The organism is Acinetobacter sp. UBA3025 (genome assembly GCF_002367915.1).
Lineage (GTDB): Bacteria > Pseudomonadota > Gammaproteobacteria > Pseudomonadales > Moraxellaceae > Acinetobacter.
Genome location: NZ_DFDO01000101.1, coordinates 1 through 17,247, shown reverse-complemented (window position 1 = coordinate 17,247; position 17,247 = coordinate 1). Strand labels below are relative to the sequence as shown.

Here is a 17,247-nt window from a genome sequence, read left to right as displayed (position 1 = left end):
TGCAAATAAAATATTGGAATACTTATGGAATCTTTTCGTAAAGTTATTAAGGGTTGGTTGGGCAAGGTCTTGCTCGTTCTGTTTTTAACCCCTTTAGCGCTTGTAGGTATTGAAGGATATTTTAGCGGCGGGAATTCTGATGCAGCAAAATCAGTCAATGGAACTGATATCTCTAAACAAGAATTAGAGTCACTGACAAAATCATTCAAACAACAATACTTAAGTTATGCCAATGGTGATGAAACCTTATTAAATCAAAGCTTCATCGATCAAAAAGCGATGGATACCCTGGTTGCGCGTACCTTGCTTTTGCAACAGGCAGAAAAACTGGGGATTAGCCTAAGTGACCAGCAGATCGCACAAATGATTTCACAGCAGCCTTCTTTTCAGGAGAATGGCAAATTTTCTAATGCTTTATATGAAAATTACCTGAAATCAATTGGCATGACTAACAATGCTTTAGTAGAAAGTTTACGTAAAGACCATGCACTGAAAATGCTGTCTTCTACTTTTATGGATTATCCACTGGTCAGTCCGGTTGAAATGCAGCAAATTGCAGATCTGCAAACTGAACAGCGTCATATTCATATCGCTAGCGTGAATCTGGACAGCTATAAAAAAGCAGTAAAAGTATCAGAAGCTGATATTGCAGCATATTATGAAAAGCACAAATCCCAGTTCAAGCAACCGACTAGCGTTGATGTGGATTATGTGGTGATCAAGCCGAGCAATATTGATACTGCCAATGTAGCGGTTACTGATGCAGAATTGCAGGAAGCTTATAATAAATTTGTGGCTGACCAGAAGCAGAATGTAAAACCAGAGGTTAAACATATTCTGGTGACTGCAGATAGTCGTAGCGATGCTGAGGCCAAAAAATTGGCAAGCGAAATTGCAGCTAAAATCAAAGCTGGTACTACTTTTGCACAAGCAGCAGCTCAATATTCTGAGGATCCTGAATCTAAGTCTAAAGGCGGTGCTATTGCTGTCTATGAAAAAGGCGTGTTCGGTACTACCTTTGATCAGACTGTTGCATCTTTAAAATCTGGTCAAGTTTCAGCGCCTGTTAAAACGGATTATGGCTACCATATTATTTCAGTCCAATTGCCTGATGTAGCAGTTCCATCGTTTGAATCTCAAAAAGCACGTTTATCTGAAGAAGTATTGGCAGCGAAAAAATCTAATACATTCTCTGATACGGTAAACAGTCTGAATGATATGGTCGTAAGTGCGGACTCGCTGGATGTTGTTGCTCAGGAAGTGAAGGGTGTTCAGGTTCAGAAAGCAAATGGTGTGACCCTTGCGACACGTGATCCATTGCTAAGTAATGCAGCTGTCAAAGTTAAACTTTTTAATGATGACGTGAAAAATGGCGACCGTAATGCATCTTCAAGTATTCAGTTAGCCAATGGTGATGTGGCTTGGGTAAAAGTTCGCAATTATCATGCAGCGGGTGAGCAGACACTGGCAGAAGCTAAACCAGCAGTAAAAGCGAAACTGATTCAAGATAAAGCATTTGCTGCGGCTAAAGCTGAAGTTCAAACTGCATTGAATGAGTTTAAAACCAAGCCTGCAGCATCAGTTGCGAAAGGTAAACTGGTATTTGAAGATGCAGGCATCTATACACGCGCAGAAGGTCTGCTTAAGCGTGATGTACAACGTGCAGCATTTAGCGTACCAGCGCCTAAAGCAGGTCACTGGTCAGTAACGACAGCAAATATGCCAAATGAATTGGTTGTTGTGGCAGTTTCTGAAGTGAAGAAAAATCCGATCGATGTTTTAAGTGCAGAGCAACGTAGTGAACTAGTGAAATTGTATCAACAGCTTCGTGGTCAACAAGAATTTGATGACTATACGCGTTACTTAAAATCTCACGCAAAAATCAAATAAGATTTGATTGTAAAAAAACCAGCCTGAGGGCTGGTTTTTTATTTTTAAAATCTATATTCGTATGAATAATAAAATTAAATATTTGATATATAATTGATTAGGCTTCTTAAGCCTATATAAGTCCTTCATAAATAATAAATAAAAAGACATATAATGAAAAAAACATCACATTTTAATCTTGTTCCGCAACATGCGCAGGCTATTAAATCACCTCAGTCTCACCCACAACCAAACAATCCTGGAAAAGCACATGAATCTAATAAACCGGGAAAAGGTTATGATCGTGATGAAGATGAAACGGTAATTATTCTTCAACCTTCTACGCCTGAAGTCACAGAATTTAAAGCTCAGATTATTGGTACAGCAGATCCATTGGTAACCATCATTGCTACGTATAACGACCAGCAATATCAAACCACTGCTGATGCACAGGGGAACTGGTCACTCCCTAATCCAATTTTGAGGACAGGGTATGTCACTATTGTTGCTATAAATGCAGAGGGTATTTCTTCCCAGCAAATTGGTTTAGCGCAAATTGCACCGCCACTACCCAGCATACCTGTATTTTCTCAAGTAGAAGGCTATCTAGTCGGTACAGCAGATCCATATATAACGGTTGTTGTACGACATAATGATGTTGAATATAACGTTAAAGCTGATGCAGATGGGCAATGGATGCTTCTAAATCCACTGGTGCCGGGTACTACAATAGAAGTATTTGCCCGTAATGAATTTGGAGAAGAATCTCCATCTATCATTTCGGGTATGGCGCCACTTCCTGAAATTCCAATATTTCCAGATTGGACACCAATTACCCCAGTGATTTTAGATCAAGGTGAATATCTATCAGGTAAGGCAACACCTTATACACAGATTGTTGTGACGGCAAATGGTCATGAATATACAGTGAGTGTTGATCACGAAGGCAATTGGTCAATGCTTAATCCAATTGCACAAGGGGGAACTTTAGAATTGTATGCAGTAAATGATTTAGGTCTTAGATCTGAGATAATTGCATTGGCGATTCCAATGGTATTTTTTGAGCCACAAATGCCTGTTGAAGAGCCGGAACAACCAATTTATATATTGTTTGAACCTGTTGTACCAACAGTTTTAGAAAATGATGAGCAGCTTGCTGGTCAAGCGATGCCATATGGAAAAATTGTGATTTTTGCTTATGGTCTGGAATATGTTACTTATGCAAATGCAAACGGTGAATGGAGTATTGAGAATCCGATTGCTCAAGGTGGGTTTATAACTTTGTATTCGGAAAATGCTGTAGGCGACCGTAGTGAAAGTATTTCTGTGGCTAAGCTTAATTTTCCAGTAATAGAAGAACAACAGGTTTCACTTGAAGAGCTTCTTACTGTAGCAATTGAGCAACAAGAGCCTGCATTACTCGGTGATCAATCTGTTCAAAGCAGTCCGATCTTCTATTCAATTCAAGATTTTCAGCAATTACCACTTACTGAACAGAACTATATTATAGGCTAGTGACTCATACTGGATAAAAGAGCGAGATTTTATATCTCGCTCTTTTTAAAGTTATTCTGCTCTAAAAATTAGCTCATAACCTGTATATTTACGGATATTAATCACGCCAGTATCCAGAATCAGATATTGGCCTTTAATCCCTTGTAATTTGCCTCGGATCACTGGAGTTTTGTCCAGATTGTGAGATTTGATTTTCTCTGGATATTGCTCTACCGGATAGATGAACTCGCGCGGTAATTCCTTGTCCAAAACTTCAATATTTTCATTAAACTGCAAATTCTGATTAAACTCTTCACGAATGGTTTGAATTTTCGGTGCAAATTCTTCAATCAGCTGATCGCGAACTTCAATCAGATTTAACGGTTCCGCTTCGCCTTTGAGTAATTTACGCCAGTCGGTTTTATCTGCGACCTGAGTACCAAACATCACTTCCAGTTTACCGGAAAGACGGCGAGAACCCACTTTCATGATAGGAAGGGCTTGAGTTGCACCTTGATCCAGCCAACGAGTCGGCATTTGATTGATCCGGGTAATTCCGACTTTCAATGCACTAGAATTGGCCAGATAAACAATATGTGGCTGGAAGCAGACATTCTGTGCAAACTCATCTTCCCGGCAAGTGCCTAAATGATAATGGCAGGTTTCCGGTTTCATGATACACATATCACATGACGCTTTAGTTTTAAAACATTTAAAACAGTGGCCTTGTGAGAATGATTTAGAAGTTTTTTTGCTGCAAGAAACACAATAGATATTTCCTGTCCATTCAATCTCGATTTCCTGACCTAACTGGAATGGAAGGTTAATTTCTGATCCATCTAATATTAATTTATATTCAACATTTGCCCGCTGGGTATTTTGATCAGTTACACTAAGGTCTGTAAGACCGACGTGCATTTTATGGCAAATGCCCTGAAGTTCCATAAAAAATTACTCACTTAAATCATAAGGATGCAGTCATGGCTGAACAGAATGTCATCACTTCAATGCTAGACGATTTCGCCAAGGAACAGCCAATTCATACTGCTATTTGTATCGGGCAGGATTTAACCCAATCTCAATTTCAGCAATCTATTCAATGGCACTATTTTAACGTATCTGAGGTTTTAAATCTGCCTTTTCAACAGCGTTATGACCTAGCAGTAGTGATGCTGGACACTCCTGAAACCTTAGCATTGTCAGAACAGCAGAAGAGTCAAATTCTGGTTAAAATGCGTGATTTATTTGCAAAACGTTTGGTTGTGGTGAGTCGCTTGCAGGATGAAAAACTGCTCAGGTCTCTAGGTCTGACCCAGTTGATTGACAAGACGGTTCATGGGGCGGATTTTGCACTCTGGCAATTCAATATTTTGACTTATAAACATGTGCCAGACTGGTTTAACTCTAAATTCTGGGCTAACCCTGAAAACTGGGATAAATATCGCTGGTAAAATTGGAAAGCTAGGAAGGACTTATATCAGTATTGCAAATATTAACAAAATCCTGCATGGAAAATATAAGCCCAGACTCTATTCTGTAGAGAAGGCGTATACAGGAATGAGTTATGACCAATCTTAGTAGTATAGTAGAAATGCTGGCCAAGCAAGCTTTAGGAAATAACCAAGCTCAATCCCAGCAGCGTTCATCCCAGCAAGGGGGATTGGCAGATATTCTTGGATCAGTATTGGGTCATATCAATAATGCCAATCAGCAAAACCAGAACTCAAATCAGCAGCATCAAAATTCACAACAGCAAAACAAGCAAAATGGCCTAGGTGCAATTTTAGGTTCTGTACTCAGCCAGATCGGCGGTGGGAGCCAATCTTCCGCTCGACCAAGTTCTGGACTGGGTGGCAGTTCAACAACAAAGACTTTATTGATTGCTGTCTTGCCACTGGTCTTGGCCTGGATTCAGAAACAGGGCGGTTTGCAAGGAGCATTGGATAAGCTCAAAGGACAAGGTCTAAATAGCCAGGTTGATGACTGGGTATCTACTGGTCCAGGTGAAAATGCCAATGTCGATCCGCAGCAGGTGCAAAACCTGTTTGATGATCAGGAAGTGGAACAGGTCGCACAAGAGACACATGTGCCTAAGCAGGATGTCTATAGCGCCATTTCTCAGGTCTTGCCGCAGATTATTGATTCACTGACACCACAAGGTGAGCAGACCAGTAAACAGGAAGCCAATAACGATATTCAGAATGTATTGAATATGGTCTCAGGCTTGTTTAAAAAATAAATCTATCTATCCAATAAAAAATCCCGACTTTTAGCCGGGATTTTTTCTATTGAATTCTTTAAGCTTCTTCCAGATTCAAGCTAAAGAGTCGATTGGATTTACAGATCTTCTTGGCCACATAATGCGATTTTCTAAGACGGATTAAAATAATCTGAGACTGAAATTCCAGTTCGCCAAATTCAGGTTCAACCTGAACATAGTGTAACTGACCATACTCATCCCGAACTCGCGCTTGGGCAGAAAAGCCAGGACGGGCATTACCGCTTGAAATTGTAGCTAAACGGCCTAATAGGTTTACATCATTCTTTTTATATTTAGGTGGAATAACCTGATCCAGACAATGAATCATAAATACGGTAAAGAAAATCGCAATGATCAATGCCGGTAGAATGATGTAATAGGCAGGTAAGAAATGATATTCCTGTGAATAGATCAGAAACTGAAGAAAATAGCCGGAAAAGCTAAAATTCATCAGGAAGAAAAAAACAATCAGGGTTTTGGAAAATTTGACATTTAGCCATTCAACATTCTGAAAGTCATATGGAGAAATGCGTTCCAGGAGTTGACTGGGTTTAAGCTTAAAATAGAAGGCAACTGTTTTTGCCACGCCAAACAGAATGATGAACAATAAACTGAGATGAAATGGCATCAGGTTATAGTCAAGTAAAAACTCAGGCATGGCAAAATCCGTTTTAGCTATTATTCTGAAAGATAAATTCCGCCATCAGAATGCACGGTAATATCAACTTTTTCAAGTGATTGGCCTTGACAAGGTCCAGAAATACATTCACCGCTTTCGACTACGAACAGCGCGCCATGAGTAGAGCATTCAATAAATTCCTGATCACGGTCCAGAAACTGGTTTTCCAGAAATTCCAGTTCTACCTGTAAATGTGGACAAATATTCTGGTAAGCATAAAACGAACCATCACGCTGGGTAATAAAAATTGTATCCCCATTCGGAAGTTCAAAAGAGCGTGCTTCACGCTCTGGAATATCGTCAGTCATGCAAATTTTAAACATTAAGCACATTCCTTAAGAACATCTTTTAATAATGCTGTGTATTCTGAAATCGCCAGTCGTGGCCCAAATTGCGCTACCACTTGGCTAGACACCAAAATTGCCAGTTCTGCTGCTGTTTTTAAGCCAAGACCCGCATTAAGTGCATATAAAAAAGCACCCGCGAAAGCATCGCCAGCCCCATTGGTATCCACTGCAGTTACAGCACGGCCCGGCACAGTAAAGGTTTCACCATTATTGGAAATAAGCGCACCATCAGCTGACATTGTAATGACAACGTATTGACTTAATTCCTTGAGTTTAGCCAGAGCTGCTTCGATGGTATCTGTTTCGGTATACATCAATGCTTCTTGCTGGTTGCAGAACAAGAGATCAACGCCATCTGCAATCATTTCATCCAGACCGGCACGGGCATATTGCACCATCGCAGGATCAGAAAGGGTAAATGCGATTTTAACCCTATTGGCTTTGGCAATTTCACGCGCCTGTTTTACGGCCTGACGTGCTGTTTCGGAAGTGGATAGATAACCTTCGATATAGAGCCATTTAGCAGTTGTTAAAGGCTGGAAGTCAATCTGTTCATCTGTGAGTTCAGCAGTAATACCTAAATAGGTATGCATGGTACGTTCAGAATCTGGGCTGACTAGAACCATACAGGTACCTGTTACGCCTTCACTGATCGATTGGGTTGTAGTTTTAATGCCAGCTTCATTTAAGCCATGCAGATAGATATGACCCAAATCATCATTACCGACACGGCAGGCATAGAATGCAGAGCCGCCCAAAGCTGCAAATGCAACTGTAGTATTGGCTGCTGAACCGCCTGAAGCCTGACCTTTATAAGTTTGAGTTGCTTTTAAGTTTTGATACAGAGTAGCCTGAGCTTCACCATCCGCAAGTTGCATGGTGCCTTTTTGCAAGTGATGTGCAGTTAAAAACTCATCAGAAACTTTAAATTCCTGGTCAATCAGCGCATTGCCAATCGCAAAAAGGTCAATAGTAGACATATCCAAATATCACATTAAAAATGAAAGTGCTAAGTTTACACGATTGCTCGGGTTTGCTGTAGTTCACTGAAACATTTTCAGAATACTTTAAAAAATACTGTAACTTATTCAGCTTGAATCTTTGGTCTAAGAATTGATTTATTTTTAAACGGTAGCGAGTGCAGCCATTGATTTAAAGGTTGGATTTTATTTATAAGATTAGAGTACCAAGCAGTTATACTGGTGCGACATTTGAACAATCATCTAAAACAGTGTGGGTATATGGATATTAAGATTGTAACAGCCGAGCAGCTCCCTGATCAGATTGACACTTTAGCGACACTGGCGCGTAAAGAAGGTTATGACCTGATTGATAAGTTAATTGAAGAATACCGCACTGGAAAAAACTGTTTCAGTCAAAATAATGAATTTCTGGCCTGTGCCTATGATGGCAATAAACTGATTGCCTGTGGCGGCTTAAACCAGCAATGGGGCGATAACGGCATTGAAGAAAGAATTGGCCGGGTACGTCGCTTCTATGTGCATCCAAAATATCGTCAACATGGTGTAGGTAAGCAGCTTCTAGCTTATCTGGAGCAGTTGGCACGACCATTTTATTCAGCACTTTGTTTACAGACCGACACCAAACTGGCCGCCAGTTTCTATCAAAAACAGAACTATGTCTTTGTTGAAAACCACCCGAGTTATAACTATTTCAAGTATATGATCTAGAGATCATTGCCAAACCTGATCATTTAAAAATCAGATGATCAGGTTTACTTAATTCGATCAAAATCCTCGGTTTTCTGCGTGAATAATTCAAACAACTACAGCTATAATGCGAATAATAATTTTTTAATTTAAGCATTAGGAGATCGCATGACTGTAGATGTCACTGAAACCATTTCTCAAACTGTACATCCTGCGTTTCAGTTGGTACGTCAACAACATGTTGAAGCTTTAGACATTTTAGTGTCTGAATATAAGCATAAAGTGACTGGCGCCACCCATTATCATCTGGCGACCAATCACGATGAAAATGTTTTTCTGGTTGCGTTTCGCACTCAGCCAATGGATTCAAAAGGTGAAGCGCACATTCTGGAACATACCGCACTGTGCGGCTCAGAAAAATTCCCGGTACGTGATCCGTTTTTCCTGATGATTCGCCGTTCGCTTAATACTTTTATGAATGCCTTTACAGCGGCAGACTGGACGGCTTATCCATTCGCAACTCAAAATGATAAAGACTTCCAGAACTTATTAGAAGTTTATATGGATGCGGCCTTTGCTGCGAACCTGAATCCGCTGGATTTTGCTCAGGAAGGTATCCGTATTGAGCTGGAAAATGGCGAGCCAGTGTATAAAGGCGTGGTATTTAATGAAATGAAAGGGGCAATGAGTTCACCTTCAGATCAACTTTATCATACTTTGGCGCATCACTTATTCCCGGACACTACCTATCACTACAACTCAGGCGGCGATCCTAAAGATATTCCAAACCTGACTTATGAAGAGTTGGTGAATTTCTATAAAACGCATTATCACCCAAGTAATGCAGTATTTATGACCTTTGGTAATAAATCTGCTGCTGAGTTACAGGAACAGTTTGAAAATCTGGCACTGTCTAAATTTGGAAAAGGTGAAACACTTTATTCAACGCCAGAAACCCGTTTAACTGCGCCACTCAATGTAACAGAAACCTATGCAGTTGATGGGGAAGATCTGAAGGACAAGACTTATCACGTATTGTCATGGTTATTGCCAGAAGCGAGTGATATCAAGTTACGTTTAGGCTTGCGTCTGGTAGAAGGGATTTTGCTGGAAGATTCAGCATCTCCCTTACGTCATTACTTGGAAACCTGTGGTTATGCACAGTCAACTGGCCCATTCATGGGCGTAGATGATTCCAACTTTGAAATGACCTTCTACTGCGCGGTTCAAGGTTCAAACCCGGAACATGCTGAAGAATTCAAAAACGGAGTTTACAAAGTTCTGGAAGATGTTGCCTCTAAACCGGTTGATCAACAGGCAGTGGATGCAATCCTGCATCAGATTGAGCTGCATCAGCGTGAAATCAATGGTGATGGTACACCGTATGGTCTAAGCCTGATTTTAAGCGGCTTAAGCAGTGCAATTCACCATCGTGATCCAGTTGAAGTCTGGGATGTGGACTCTGCAATTGCTTCAGTAAAAGAAGAGTTGCAAGATCCAATGTGGCTGTCGAATCTGATTAAAGATCATCTTTTAGATAACCCGCACCGTGTTCAACTGACTCTGGTTCCGGATGCAAGCAAATCTACCAAAGAAGCGGAAGAAGAAAAAGCACGTCTGGCTGAAATTGGTAAAGCTTTAACTGAAGAGCAAAAAGCAGAGATCAATGCTCAAACTGAAGCGTTAAATATCCGCCAAGATACTCCAGATGATTTGAATCTGTTACCTAAGGTGGGTCTGGAAGATGTGCCTGCGGAATTGCAGATTGTTCAAGGCCAGTTGCGTGAGATTATCTGTAACCGCGTAGATACGCCGTTGAATCTTTATCATGCAGGTACCAATGGGATTTATTACCAACAGGTATTGGTGAAAATTCCAGATGAAGTGGTGCAATCACCGTATTTCAACCTGTTGTCTATTTTAATGGGTGAAGTTGGTGCGGGTGAATATGATTACCTGCAATTCCAGCAACTGCAAACAGCAGTCAGTGGTGGTCTGGGCATGGGCGCTTCATTGCGTTCTAAAGTGGATGACAAGAACAAGATCAGTGCGTGGTTAACTTTAACGACTAAATCTTTGGCTAGCCATCTGGATGCGATCCGTCTGTTAAAAATCGGTTTCGAGCAACTTCGCTTTGATGAAAAAGGCCGTATTATTGAGTTATTACAACAGCGTAAAACTCGTTGGCAGTCGCGTATTTCCGGTTCTGGTCATAGCTATGCGATGCAAGTGGCATCACGTCAGCATAGCGCTCTAGCCTTGCGTGATTATCATAATACCGGTCTGGGTGCTTTGAACTGGCTGATTAACTTGGTCAATCAGGCTGAAAAAGATACAGCAGCTTATGATGCTATGATTGATGAATTAAAACGCATTCATACAGTCTTGCTACAAGCACCAAAACAATTCCTGTTGGTGTGTGAAGAACAGCAGTCTGAGCGTCTGATTGAAGAAATTCAAAACGTGTGGGACAAACTGGAAGTGAATACTGCACCTGCAGAATTGACTCAGGTTGAAAAAGTTAATCATAGCAATGATGAAGCCTGGTTGATTCAGACTAATGTGCAGTTCTGTGCAGCAGCTTATCCTGCGGTAGAAGTTTCACATCCTGATGCTGCTGCTTTGATGGTATTGGCAGGCTACTTGCGTAATGGTTATCTGCATAGCGCAATCCGTGAAAAAGGCGGTGCTTATGGTGGTGGCGCAAGCTATGACGGAAATGCATGTTCTTTCCGCTTCTATAGTTATCGCGATCCACGCTTAGCAGAGACTTTCCAGGACTTTGATGCAAGTATCCAATGGTTGCTTAACGCACCTCAACAACCGCATCAGCTGGAAGAAGCCATCTTGGGTTTAATTGCCAGTATGGACAAACCGGGGTCACCAGCAGGTGAAGCGATTACTGCCTGTTATGCCTACCTGCATCAACGTACGCCAGCATTCCGTAAACAGCTTCGGGAACGTTTGTTGCATGTCACTTTAGATGATTTGAAACGTGTCGCACAGACTTATCTGGTTGAACAGCAAGCTTCAAAAGCGGTGGTTGCGCCATTTGCCAAACGAGAAACTTTAGAACAACTCGGCTTTACAATTCAGCAAGTTCAATAAATAAAAACAATGAGGATAGAGGATGGCGCTTAATTCTATTAAGCGCTCAACTTTGCAGCTGGGCGTTTTGCTTGGCTGTGTAGTTGGGACGCAAGTTAATGCGGAAGATAAAACTGTAGCGAGTAGTCCGATGCCGGCAACGGCGGAGGCTTGCTCTGCGGTTGAAACCAATTCAGAACGCTTGGCCTGTTATGATGCGGTATTTAAAATACCGGCCGATAGTAAGCCTGAGATTGTTTCTGAACGGCGTGCAGCCATAGAAATTGCGCCCGAACCCGATAACCTCAAAGCAAAAATTGAACAAACCGTTTCTAATATCTATGCTTCAGAAGGATCAAAGCTGACTCCGACTTTATCCTTGCTGGATAGTCGTTGGGAATTGTCGCCGGAAAGTAAACTGGGTACCTGGAATATCCGTTCTTATCAGCCGATTTATCTGATGCCAGGATTCTGGACTTCCAAGAAAAACGAGTTTCCGCAAAGTGAAAACCCAAATAACACGGTTGAAGAAGACCAGAATTTGACCTCGATTGAGGGGAAATTCCAGTTATCTTTAAAAACCAAGGCGGTTGAAAATATTCTAGGTGATAATGGTGATCTCTGGCTGGGCTATACCCAGTCTTCACGTTGGCAGGTGTATAACTCGGAAGAGTCCCGACCATTTCGTGAAACCAATTATGAGCCCGAAGCCAGCCTGATCTTCCGTACCAATTATGATCTGTTTGGTTTGAACTGGCGTATGCTGGGACTAACCCTGAATCATCAATCTAATGGCCGTTCGGATCCATTATCTCGTAGCTGGAACCGGGTAATGCTGAATCTCGGTTTCGAAAAAGACAACTTTGCCATGATGCTGCGCCCTTGGTATCGTATCGAAGAAGATCGTGCAGATGACAATAATCCCGAGATTAAAAACTATATCGGGCGTGGGGATTTAACTGCATTTTATCGTCATAATGCCCACGATTTTTCTTTGATGTTGCGTCATACCCTTAAAGGTGGAGATGATAACCGTGGTGCAGTACAGTTCGACTGGTCATTTCCGATCAGTGGGCGTCTACGCGGTCAATTCCAGCTCTTTGATGGTTATGGTGAAAGTCTGATTGATTACAATCACCGTGCAACTTATGTGGGCTTGGGTGTATCCTTAATGAATTGGTACTAATCTGTTTCATGTAAAAAACCACGCTTAGGCGTGGTTTTTTTGCTTATACCTATTCATTTAAATCTTAACCAATCTGAATTTCTGAAGGCGGATGTTTAAGACGGCTTTTCTTCGGTGTTGCAATTAAATAGGCAAGGGTCAAAGGTCCTAGACGACCCGCATACATCATCAGCATCAGAATGATTAAACTCGCTGGTTGCAATTCTCCAGTAACACCACGCGTTAATCCGACCGTACAGGCGGCAGAAACCGCCTCAAACAGTAAATCTAAAAAATCATGATCGGGTTCTAGAATGAGTAAACTCATAAAACCGGTCATGACCAGACCTGCGGTAATACACACAACCGCTAAAGCCTTAAAAGTGGTTTTTTCAGAAATAGAATGATTGAACAAGCGAATTTCATCTTCACGGCGTAGAAAACTGATTACGCTGATCACCACAATAATAAAGGTGCCAACTTTAATTCCACCCGCCGTACTTAAGGAGCCGCCACCAATAAACATTAAAAAAATGGTGACTAGACTTGAGGCATCGCTCATCTGGTCCATGGGCAGACTATAAAAACCCGAAGAGCGGGGAACAGTGGCATGGAACCAGGCATTGAGTGCCTGATCACCTACACTCATCAGCGCTAAAGTCTGTGGATTAGAGGCTTCTAATAGCCAGAGTACAATAAAAGCACTCAGGTTAAGGCCCATAATCGTCGTTAGAATCAGCTTGCTATTCGGGCTAAGCTTGCGCCAGTTTTTATTCTGTTTTACATCCATCAGAACCAGAAAACCGATCCCGCCAATGATATACAGCATGCTGATCGTAAAGGTCACGAAATACTGGCCGGAAAAGCTCATCAAGCTATTGGGGAAAAGGGAAAATCCACCATTATTAAACGCAGAAACACTATAGAAAGCTGCATAAAACAGCGCTTCACCAAAAGGATAATCTTCCAGCCAAGCCAAGGTTAAAATCAGGGTGCCAATCGCTTCGAAAAACAAGGAATATAGGAAAACTGCTTTAATGGTAAAACTGACTTTCTTCAAACTGGTCTGGCCAATAGATTCCTGTGCCATCACTTGCTGTCTTAAACCAAGTTTAGGAGACAGGCTCATGAAGGCGAGTATGGCAAAGGTCATAAAACCGAGGCCACCACATTGCAGCAGGAACATAATCACGACCTGCCCAAAGGGTGTATAAGCTTCACCAACATTGACCACAGATAGCCCGGTAATTGTCACTGCAGAAGTTGCTGTAAAAATCGCTTCTAACCAGCTGATTTCAGTTTGATGCGCAAAGGGCAGCATCAGTAATGAAGAACCAATAAAAATCAGTCCGAGAAAACCTAAGGCCAGCAGACTCGGTGGACTGAGATTGACAATCCTGTTCTGGTTTAAATTTGAGCTTTTCATATGACCTTAAAATGCTTGGACAAACGGCGTAGAGGCTCTAGTAATCCTTCGACCACCAGAATGTCACCTTCCTTAAGTAGCAGCTCAAGATCTACGATATGTTGTATTTCAGTGCCGCGTTTATGTAAAAGAACTTTAATTTCGGGAACCTGACTCATTAACTGGTGTAAGGGAGTGTCATGATGATCGGCATGAATCTCAATTTTGACAATATAGTGATCATCTTCAAGTGACATATAACGGCTAACCATCGGATAGCTGAGTGATTGTGCCACACGGACGCCCATATCTTCTTCTGGGTGAATAATTTTTTCGACGTTCAGATGAGTCAAAATCATATGGTGGGCTTTGGATTTGGCTTTGGCCCAAATTTTCTTTACACCCATATTTTTCAGATGCAGTACACACAGAATACTGGCTTCAATATCTTCACCAATCGCGACTACGACTGCTTCACAGCGCTGGATATCCAGTTCATCCAGGACATGCTCATCGGTTGCATCGGCCATCACCGCCTGGGTAAGCTGATCGGAAATATTTTCCACATATTTTTTGTCGAGATCGATTCCAATCACATCATGTTTCTGGCTGATCAGTTGAGTCGCTACTGTTGCACCGAAGCTACCCAGCCCAATGACTGCAAATAATGCCATGCATATTTCCCTAAATCTTTTTTATTTCAAATCAGTTCATGTCTAAGTACGTATCTTAAAGATTTTTATAGTTTTCAGCTATCTGGCCTTACATAAATACTTCATACATTTTTTTAGCTGGACATAAAAAAACCGCCTCGAAAGGCGGTTTGTATCAAACTAATTATTTCAAGAAACGCTGATAACCTAGGTTGTTGGTGATTTCTTCATATGGATAAGTAATGCTTTCCAATGTCTCAATCAAACCATCTGGATTCTGCTGGGCATCTTCTGCCTCCAGACCGACCAGTACGCGACCTTCTGCAGCGCCGTGGTTACGGTAATGGAACAAGGTGATGTTATGCGTTGGGCCAAGACGTTCCAGGAACATTAGCAGGGCACCTGGACGTTCCGGGAATTCCACGCGGAACAGGCGTTCATTTTCAATATCGGCATGACCGCCAATCAGGTAACGGATATGCAGTTTTGCAACTTCGTCATCAGACAGATCATCAATGTCGTAGTCGAATTTCAGGTTTTCATAGATTTCCTGACGTTCTTTCTCGCCATTTTTCAGGCTGATGCCGACAAAGACCTGAGCTGCAGAAGCATCACTAGAGCGGTAATTGAACTCGGTGATATTACGGCCTTGAAGGGCGCGACAGAATTTCAGGAATGAGCCTTTTTCTTCTGGAATGGTTACGGCAAAGATGGCCTCTTTGCGTTCGCCCAGCTCGGTGCGTTCGGCAATATAGCGCAGACGGTCGAAGTTCATGTTCGCACCGCAAACAATCGATACGATATTCTTGCCTTCAATGCCGTGTTCCGCTACATATTTTTTGATACCAGCCAATGCCATTGCACCTGACGGTTCTACGATGCTACGGCATTCATCATAAGTATCTTTAATTGCTGCACAGACTTCATCGGTATTGACCAGTACGACTTCTGGTTCTACGATCGGGCCAGAGTTATCTGATTTTTGTAAACGGATCACATCAAATGGTTTTTCACCGATTTGTGCCACAGCAGTACCATCGGCAAATAAACCCACTGATGGCAAAATTACGCGGTCATTTGCATCAAAAGCGGCTTTTAAACATGCAGATTCTTCATATTCTACAGGAATCACTTTGACATGCGGTGCAACATCACCTAAGTAAGCTGCAACACCGGCAATCAGACCACCACCACCAACAGCAACGAAGACATATTCTACATCACGCCATTGACGCAAAATTTCATTGGCAATGGTGCCTTGACCGGCCATCACCAGTTCATCGTCATAAGGTGGAATAAAGGTCATACCATCTTCTTCGGCACGTTGAATGGCATATTTATTGGCAACGTCAAATGAATCACCATGTAATACTACTTCACCCCCTAAACGTTTTACTGCTTGGACTTTAATGTCGGGCGTGGTCTTTGGCATCACAATAATCGCGCGAATATCCAGCTTTTTCCCTGACAGTGCCACGCCTTGTGCATGGTTGCCTGCTGAAGCTGTGATAACGCCACGTTCGAGTTGTGATTTCGGTAATTGACTAATACGGTTATAGGCACCGCGTAGTTTAAATGAAAAGACCGGTTGTAAATCTTCACGTTTAAAGCGAATGTTATTATTTAAGCGTTCGCTAATTCGTGGCGCTGCTTCGAGTGGGGTTTCGATTGCAACATCGTAGACCGTTGCTTGTAAAATTTGTCGAACCAAACGAGACAGCATGTTAATTTTCCATCTAACAGTTTAAAATAAGACTCTATTGTAACAAACCACACGGCTTTGCGGTTTAAAATTACTGCAAAAGTCCAAATTAGTTGAGTGATGTCATGAGTCTATATGCAACCCAAGATGAGAAAAAGCAAGCTGCAGCCAAAGCGGCTTTAAAACACTTACCAAAAGGGGGCATTTTAGGCGTAGGTACAGGTAGTACCGTTAACTTTTTAATTGACCTTTTACCAGAACTGCAATTGGAAGCTGCTGTTGCAAGTTCTGAAGCGACTGCACAGCGTCTGAAAAAATTAGGCATTGAAGTGGTTGATATGAATAGCGTAGGTGGTCTGGATGCCTATGTCGATGGTGCTGATGAAATTGACCGTCATATGCACATGATCAAAGGTGGTGGTGCTGCGCTTACACGTGAAAAAATCGTGGCGTCGATTGCGAAAAAATTCGTATGTATCGTCGATGATTCGAAATGGGTAGAGCAGTTGGGTCGTGATTTCCCATTACCTGTTGAAGTGATTCCAATGGCTCGTTCAGCAGTCGCACGTAAGTTGGTGGCGCTAGGTGGTGATCCTGCTTACCGTGAAGGTGTAGTGACTGATAATGGAAATGTTATTTTGGATGTGCATAACCTGAATATTCTGAATGCGCTTGAGCTGGAAAAAACGATTAATGACATTCCAGGCGTCGTATGTAACGGTATTTTCGCGATCAATAAAGCGGATATTGCGATTGTTGCGACCAATAATGGTATTGAAGAGCGTACAGCGATTTAAGAAATCCTCCCTGAACCTCCTTTTTCAAAGGAGGGAAAAGTCTTTAATTTGATAAAGCTCCTCGAAACTTCTATAAGTTTGAACTTCCCCCTTTATTAAAGGGGGATCGAGGGGGATTA

15 protein-coding genes are annotated in these 17,247 nt (G+C 41.9%); 8 read left to right on the top strand and 7 right to left on the bottom strand.

What is annotated here, in order from left to right:
• Positions 1-24: 24 nt before the first annotated feature.
• Both B4J23_RS04175 and B4J23_RS04170 read left to right on the top strand, forming a co-directional pair.
• The gene (locus tag B4J23_RS04175) at positions 25-1,890 is read left to right on the top strand and encodes a SurA N-terminal domain-containing protein (protein WP_180014981.1); all 1,866 of its coding nucleotides are present in this window, start codon (positions 25-27) and stop codon (positions 1,888-1,890) included.
• A gap of 153 nt (positions 1,891-2,043) precedes the next feature.
• On the top strand, positions 2,044-3,384 hold the full coding sequence (locus B4J23_RS04170) for a hypothetical protein (RefSeq protein WP_291358824.1): 1,341 nt from the start codon (positions 2,044-2,046) through the stop codon (positions 3,382-3,384).
• A 51-nt stretch (positions 3,385-3,435) separates the two neighbouring features.
• On the opposite strand, the gene B4J23_RS04165 is transcribed toward B4J23_RS04170, so the two are convergent.
• Positions 3,436-4,308, bottom strand: coding sequence for a DUF2797 domain-containing protein (locus tag B4J23_RS04165; RefSeq protein ID WP_291358823.1), 873 nt, complete (start codon positions 4,306-4,308; stop codon positions 3,436-3,438).
• 35 nt (positions 4,309-4,343) lie between these two features.
• Between B4J23_RS04165 and B4J23_RS04160 the strand changes: the two genes are divergently transcribed.
• Both B4J23_RS04160 and B4J23_RS04155 read left to right on the top strand, forming a co-directional pair.
• Complete coding sequence (locus B4J23_RS04160) at positions 4,344-4,814, top strand: DUF6231 family protein (protein WP_004786043.1); 471 nt, start codon at positions 4,344-4,346, stop codon at positions 4,812-4,814.
• A gap of 113 nt (positions 4,815-4,927) precedes the next feature.
• Positions 4,928-5,602, top strand: coding sequence for a YidB family protein (locus tag B4J23_RS04155; RefSeq protein WP_291358822.1), 675 nt, complete (start codon positions 4,928-4,930; stop codon positions 5,600-5,602).
• Between the two features lie 58 nt (positions 5,603-5,660).
• Here B4J23_RS04155 and B4J23_RS04150 read toward each other — a convergent pair whose 3' ends face one another.
• The 3 genes from B4J23_RS04150 to B4J23_RS04140 are packed head-to-tail and all read right to left on the bottom strand — an operon-like array spanning position 5,661 to position 7,629.
• The gene (locus B4J23_RS04150; RefSeq protein WP_291358821.1) at positions 5,661-6,281 is read right to left on the bottom strand and encodes an OB-fold-containig protein; all 621 of its coding nucleotides are present in this window, start codon (positions 6,279-6,281) and stop codon (positions 5,661-5,663) included.
• 20 nt (positions 6,282-6,301) lie between these two features.
• Positions 6,302-6,610 (bottom strand): Rieske (2Fe-2S) protein, encoded by a 309-nt coding sequence (locus B4J23_RS04145; RefSeq protein ID WP_373684488.1) that lies wholly within the window; start codon positions 6,608-6,610, stop codon positions 6,302-6,304.
• Between the two features lie 14 nt (positions 6,611-6,624).
• Positions 6,625-7,629, bottom strand: a complete 1,005-nt coding sequence (locus B4J23_RS04140) for an adenosine kinase (RefSeq protein ID WP_291358820.1) — start codon at positions 7,627-7,629, stop codon at positions 6,625-6,627.
• Between the two features lie 261 nt (positions 7,630-7,890).
• Between B4J23_RS04140 and B4J23_RS04135 the strand changes: the two genes are divergently transcribed.
• The 3 genes from B4J23_RS04135 to B4J23_RS04125 all read left to right on the top strand — a co-directional run bounded on the left by B4J23_RS04135 (position 7,891) and on the right by B4J23_RS04125 (position 12,592).
• Positions 7,891-8,340 (top strand): GNAT family N-acetyltransferase, encoded by a 450-nt coding sequence (locus B4J23_RS04135; protein WP_034170350.1) that lies wholly within the window; start codon positions 7,891-7,893, stop codon positions 8,338-8,340.
• A 147-nt stretch (positions 8,341-8,487) separates the two neighbouring features.
• Positions 8,488-11,427 carry an insulinase family protein gene (locus tag B4J23_RS04130; protein WP_291358819.1) on the top strand — a complete coding sequence of 980 codons (2,940 nt, stop codon included), beginning with the start codon at positions 8,488-8,490 and terminating at the stop codon, positions 11,425-11,427.
• 22 nt (positions 11,428-11,449) lie between these two features.
• A complete protein-coding gene (locus B4J23_RS04125; RefSeq protein ID WP_200230599.1) occupies positions 11,450-12,592 on the top strand; it encodes a phospholipase A in 1,143 nt (380 codons plus the stop codon).
• Between the two features lie 64 nt (positions 12,593-12,656).
• Here the strand turns inward: B4J23_RS04125 and B4J23_RS04120 are convergent, their stop codons facing one another.
• The 3 genes from B4J23_RS04120 to ilvA form a co-directional block, all read right to left on the bottom strand.
• A complete protein-coding gene (locus B4J23_RS04120; protein ID WP_291358818.1) occupies positions 12,657-13,997 on the bottom strand; it encodes a TrkH family potassium uptake protein in 1,341 nt (446 codons plus the stop codon).
• The gene (locus tag B4J23_RS04115) at positions 13,994-14,650 is read right to left on the bottom strand and encodes a potassium channel family protein (RefSeq protein ID WP_291358817.1); all 657 of its coding nucleotides are present in this window, start codon (positions 14,648-14,650) and stop codon (positions 13,994-13,996) included. Before B4J23_RS04115 ends, B4J23_RS04120 begins: the two co-directional genes overlap by 4 nt.
• A 163-nt stretch (positions 14,651-14,813) precedes the next feature.
• Positions 14,814-16,352, bottom strand: a complete 1,539-nt coding sequence (gene ilvA, locus B4J23_RS04110; protein WP_291358816.1) for a threonine ammonia-lyase, biosynthetic — start codon at positions 16,350-16,352, stop codon at positions 14,814-14,816.
• A 104-nt stretch (positions 16,353-16,456) separates the two neighbouring features.
• Between ilvA and rpiA the strand changes: the two genes are divergently transcribed.
• On the top strand, positions 16,457-17,128 hold the full coding sequence (gene rpiA, locus B4J23_RS04105) for a ribose-5-phosphate isomerase RpiA (protein ID WP_159122734.1): 672 nt from the start codon (positions 16,457-16,459) through the stop codon (positions 17,126-17,128).
• The last annotated feature ends 119 nt before the right edge of the window (positions 17,129-17,247 follow it).

What these genes read in the sequence shown, in the direction of transcription:
- B4J23_RS04175 (WP_180014981.1), top strand. Translation starts at nt 25, where the DNA reads ATGGAATCTTTTCGTAAAGTTATTAAGGGTTGGTTGGGCAAGGTCTTG.
- B4J23_RS04170 (WP_291358824.1), top strand. Translation starts at nt 2,044, where the DNA reads ATGAAAAAAACATCACATTTTAATCTTGTTCCGCAACATGCGCAGGCT.
- B4J23_RS04165 (WP_291358823.1), bottom strand. Translation starts at nt 4,308, where the DNA reads ATGGAACTTCAGGGCATTTGCCATAAAATGCACGTCGGTCTTACAGAC.
- B4J23_RS04160 (WP_004786043.1), top strand. Translation starts at nt 4,344, where the DNA reads ATGGCTGAACAGAATGTCATCACTTCAATGCTAGACGATTTCGCCAAG.
- B4J23_RS04155 (WP_291358822.1), top strand. Translation starts at nt 4,928, where the DNA reads ATGACCAATCTTAGTAGTATAGTAGAAATGCTGGCCAAGCAAGCTTTA.
- B4J23_RS04150 (WP_291358821.1), bottom strand. Translation starts at nt 6,281, where the DNA reads ATGCCTGAGTTTTTACTTGACTATAACCTGATGCCATTTCATCTCAGT.
- B4J23_RS04145 (WP_373684488.1), bottom strand. Translation starts at nt 6,610, where the DNA reads ATGACTGACGATATTCCAGAGCGTGAAGCACGCTCTTTTGAACTTCCG.
- B4J23_RS04140 (WP_291358820.1), bottom strand. Translation starts at nt 7,629, where the DNA reads ATGTCTACTATTGACCTTTTTGCGATTGGCAATGCGCTGATTGACCAG.
- B4J23_RS04135 (WP_034170350.1), top strand. Translation starts at nt 7,891, where the DNA reads ATGGATATTAAGATTGTAACAGCCGAGCAGCTCCCTGATCAGATTGAC.
- B4J23_RS04130 (WP_291358819.1), top strand. Translation starts at nt 8,488, where the DNA reads ATGACTGTAGATGTCACTGAAACCATTTCTCAAACTGTACATCCTGCG.
- B4J23_RS04125 (WP_200230599.1), top strand. Translation starts at nt 11,450, where the DNA reads ATGGCGCTTAATTCTATTAAGCGCTCAACTTTGCAGCTGGGCGTTTTG.
- B4J23_RS04120 (WP_291358818.1), bottom strand. Translation starts at nt 13,997, where the DNA reads ATGAAAAGCTCAAATTTAAACCAGAACAGGATTGTCAATCTCAGTCCA.
- B4J23_RS04115 (WP_291358817.1), bottom strand. Translation starts at nt 14,650, where the DNA reads ATGGCATTATTTGCAGTCATTGGGCTGGGTAGCTTCGGTGCAACAGTA.
- ilvA (WP_291358816.1), bottom strand. Translation starts at nt 16,352, where the DNA reads ATGCTGTCTCGTTTGGTTCGACAAATTTTACAAGCAACGGTCTACGAT.
- rpiA (WP_159122734.1), top strand. Translation starts at nt 16,457, where the DNA reads ATGAGTCTATATGCAACCCAAGATGAGAAAAAGCAAGCTGCAGCCAAA.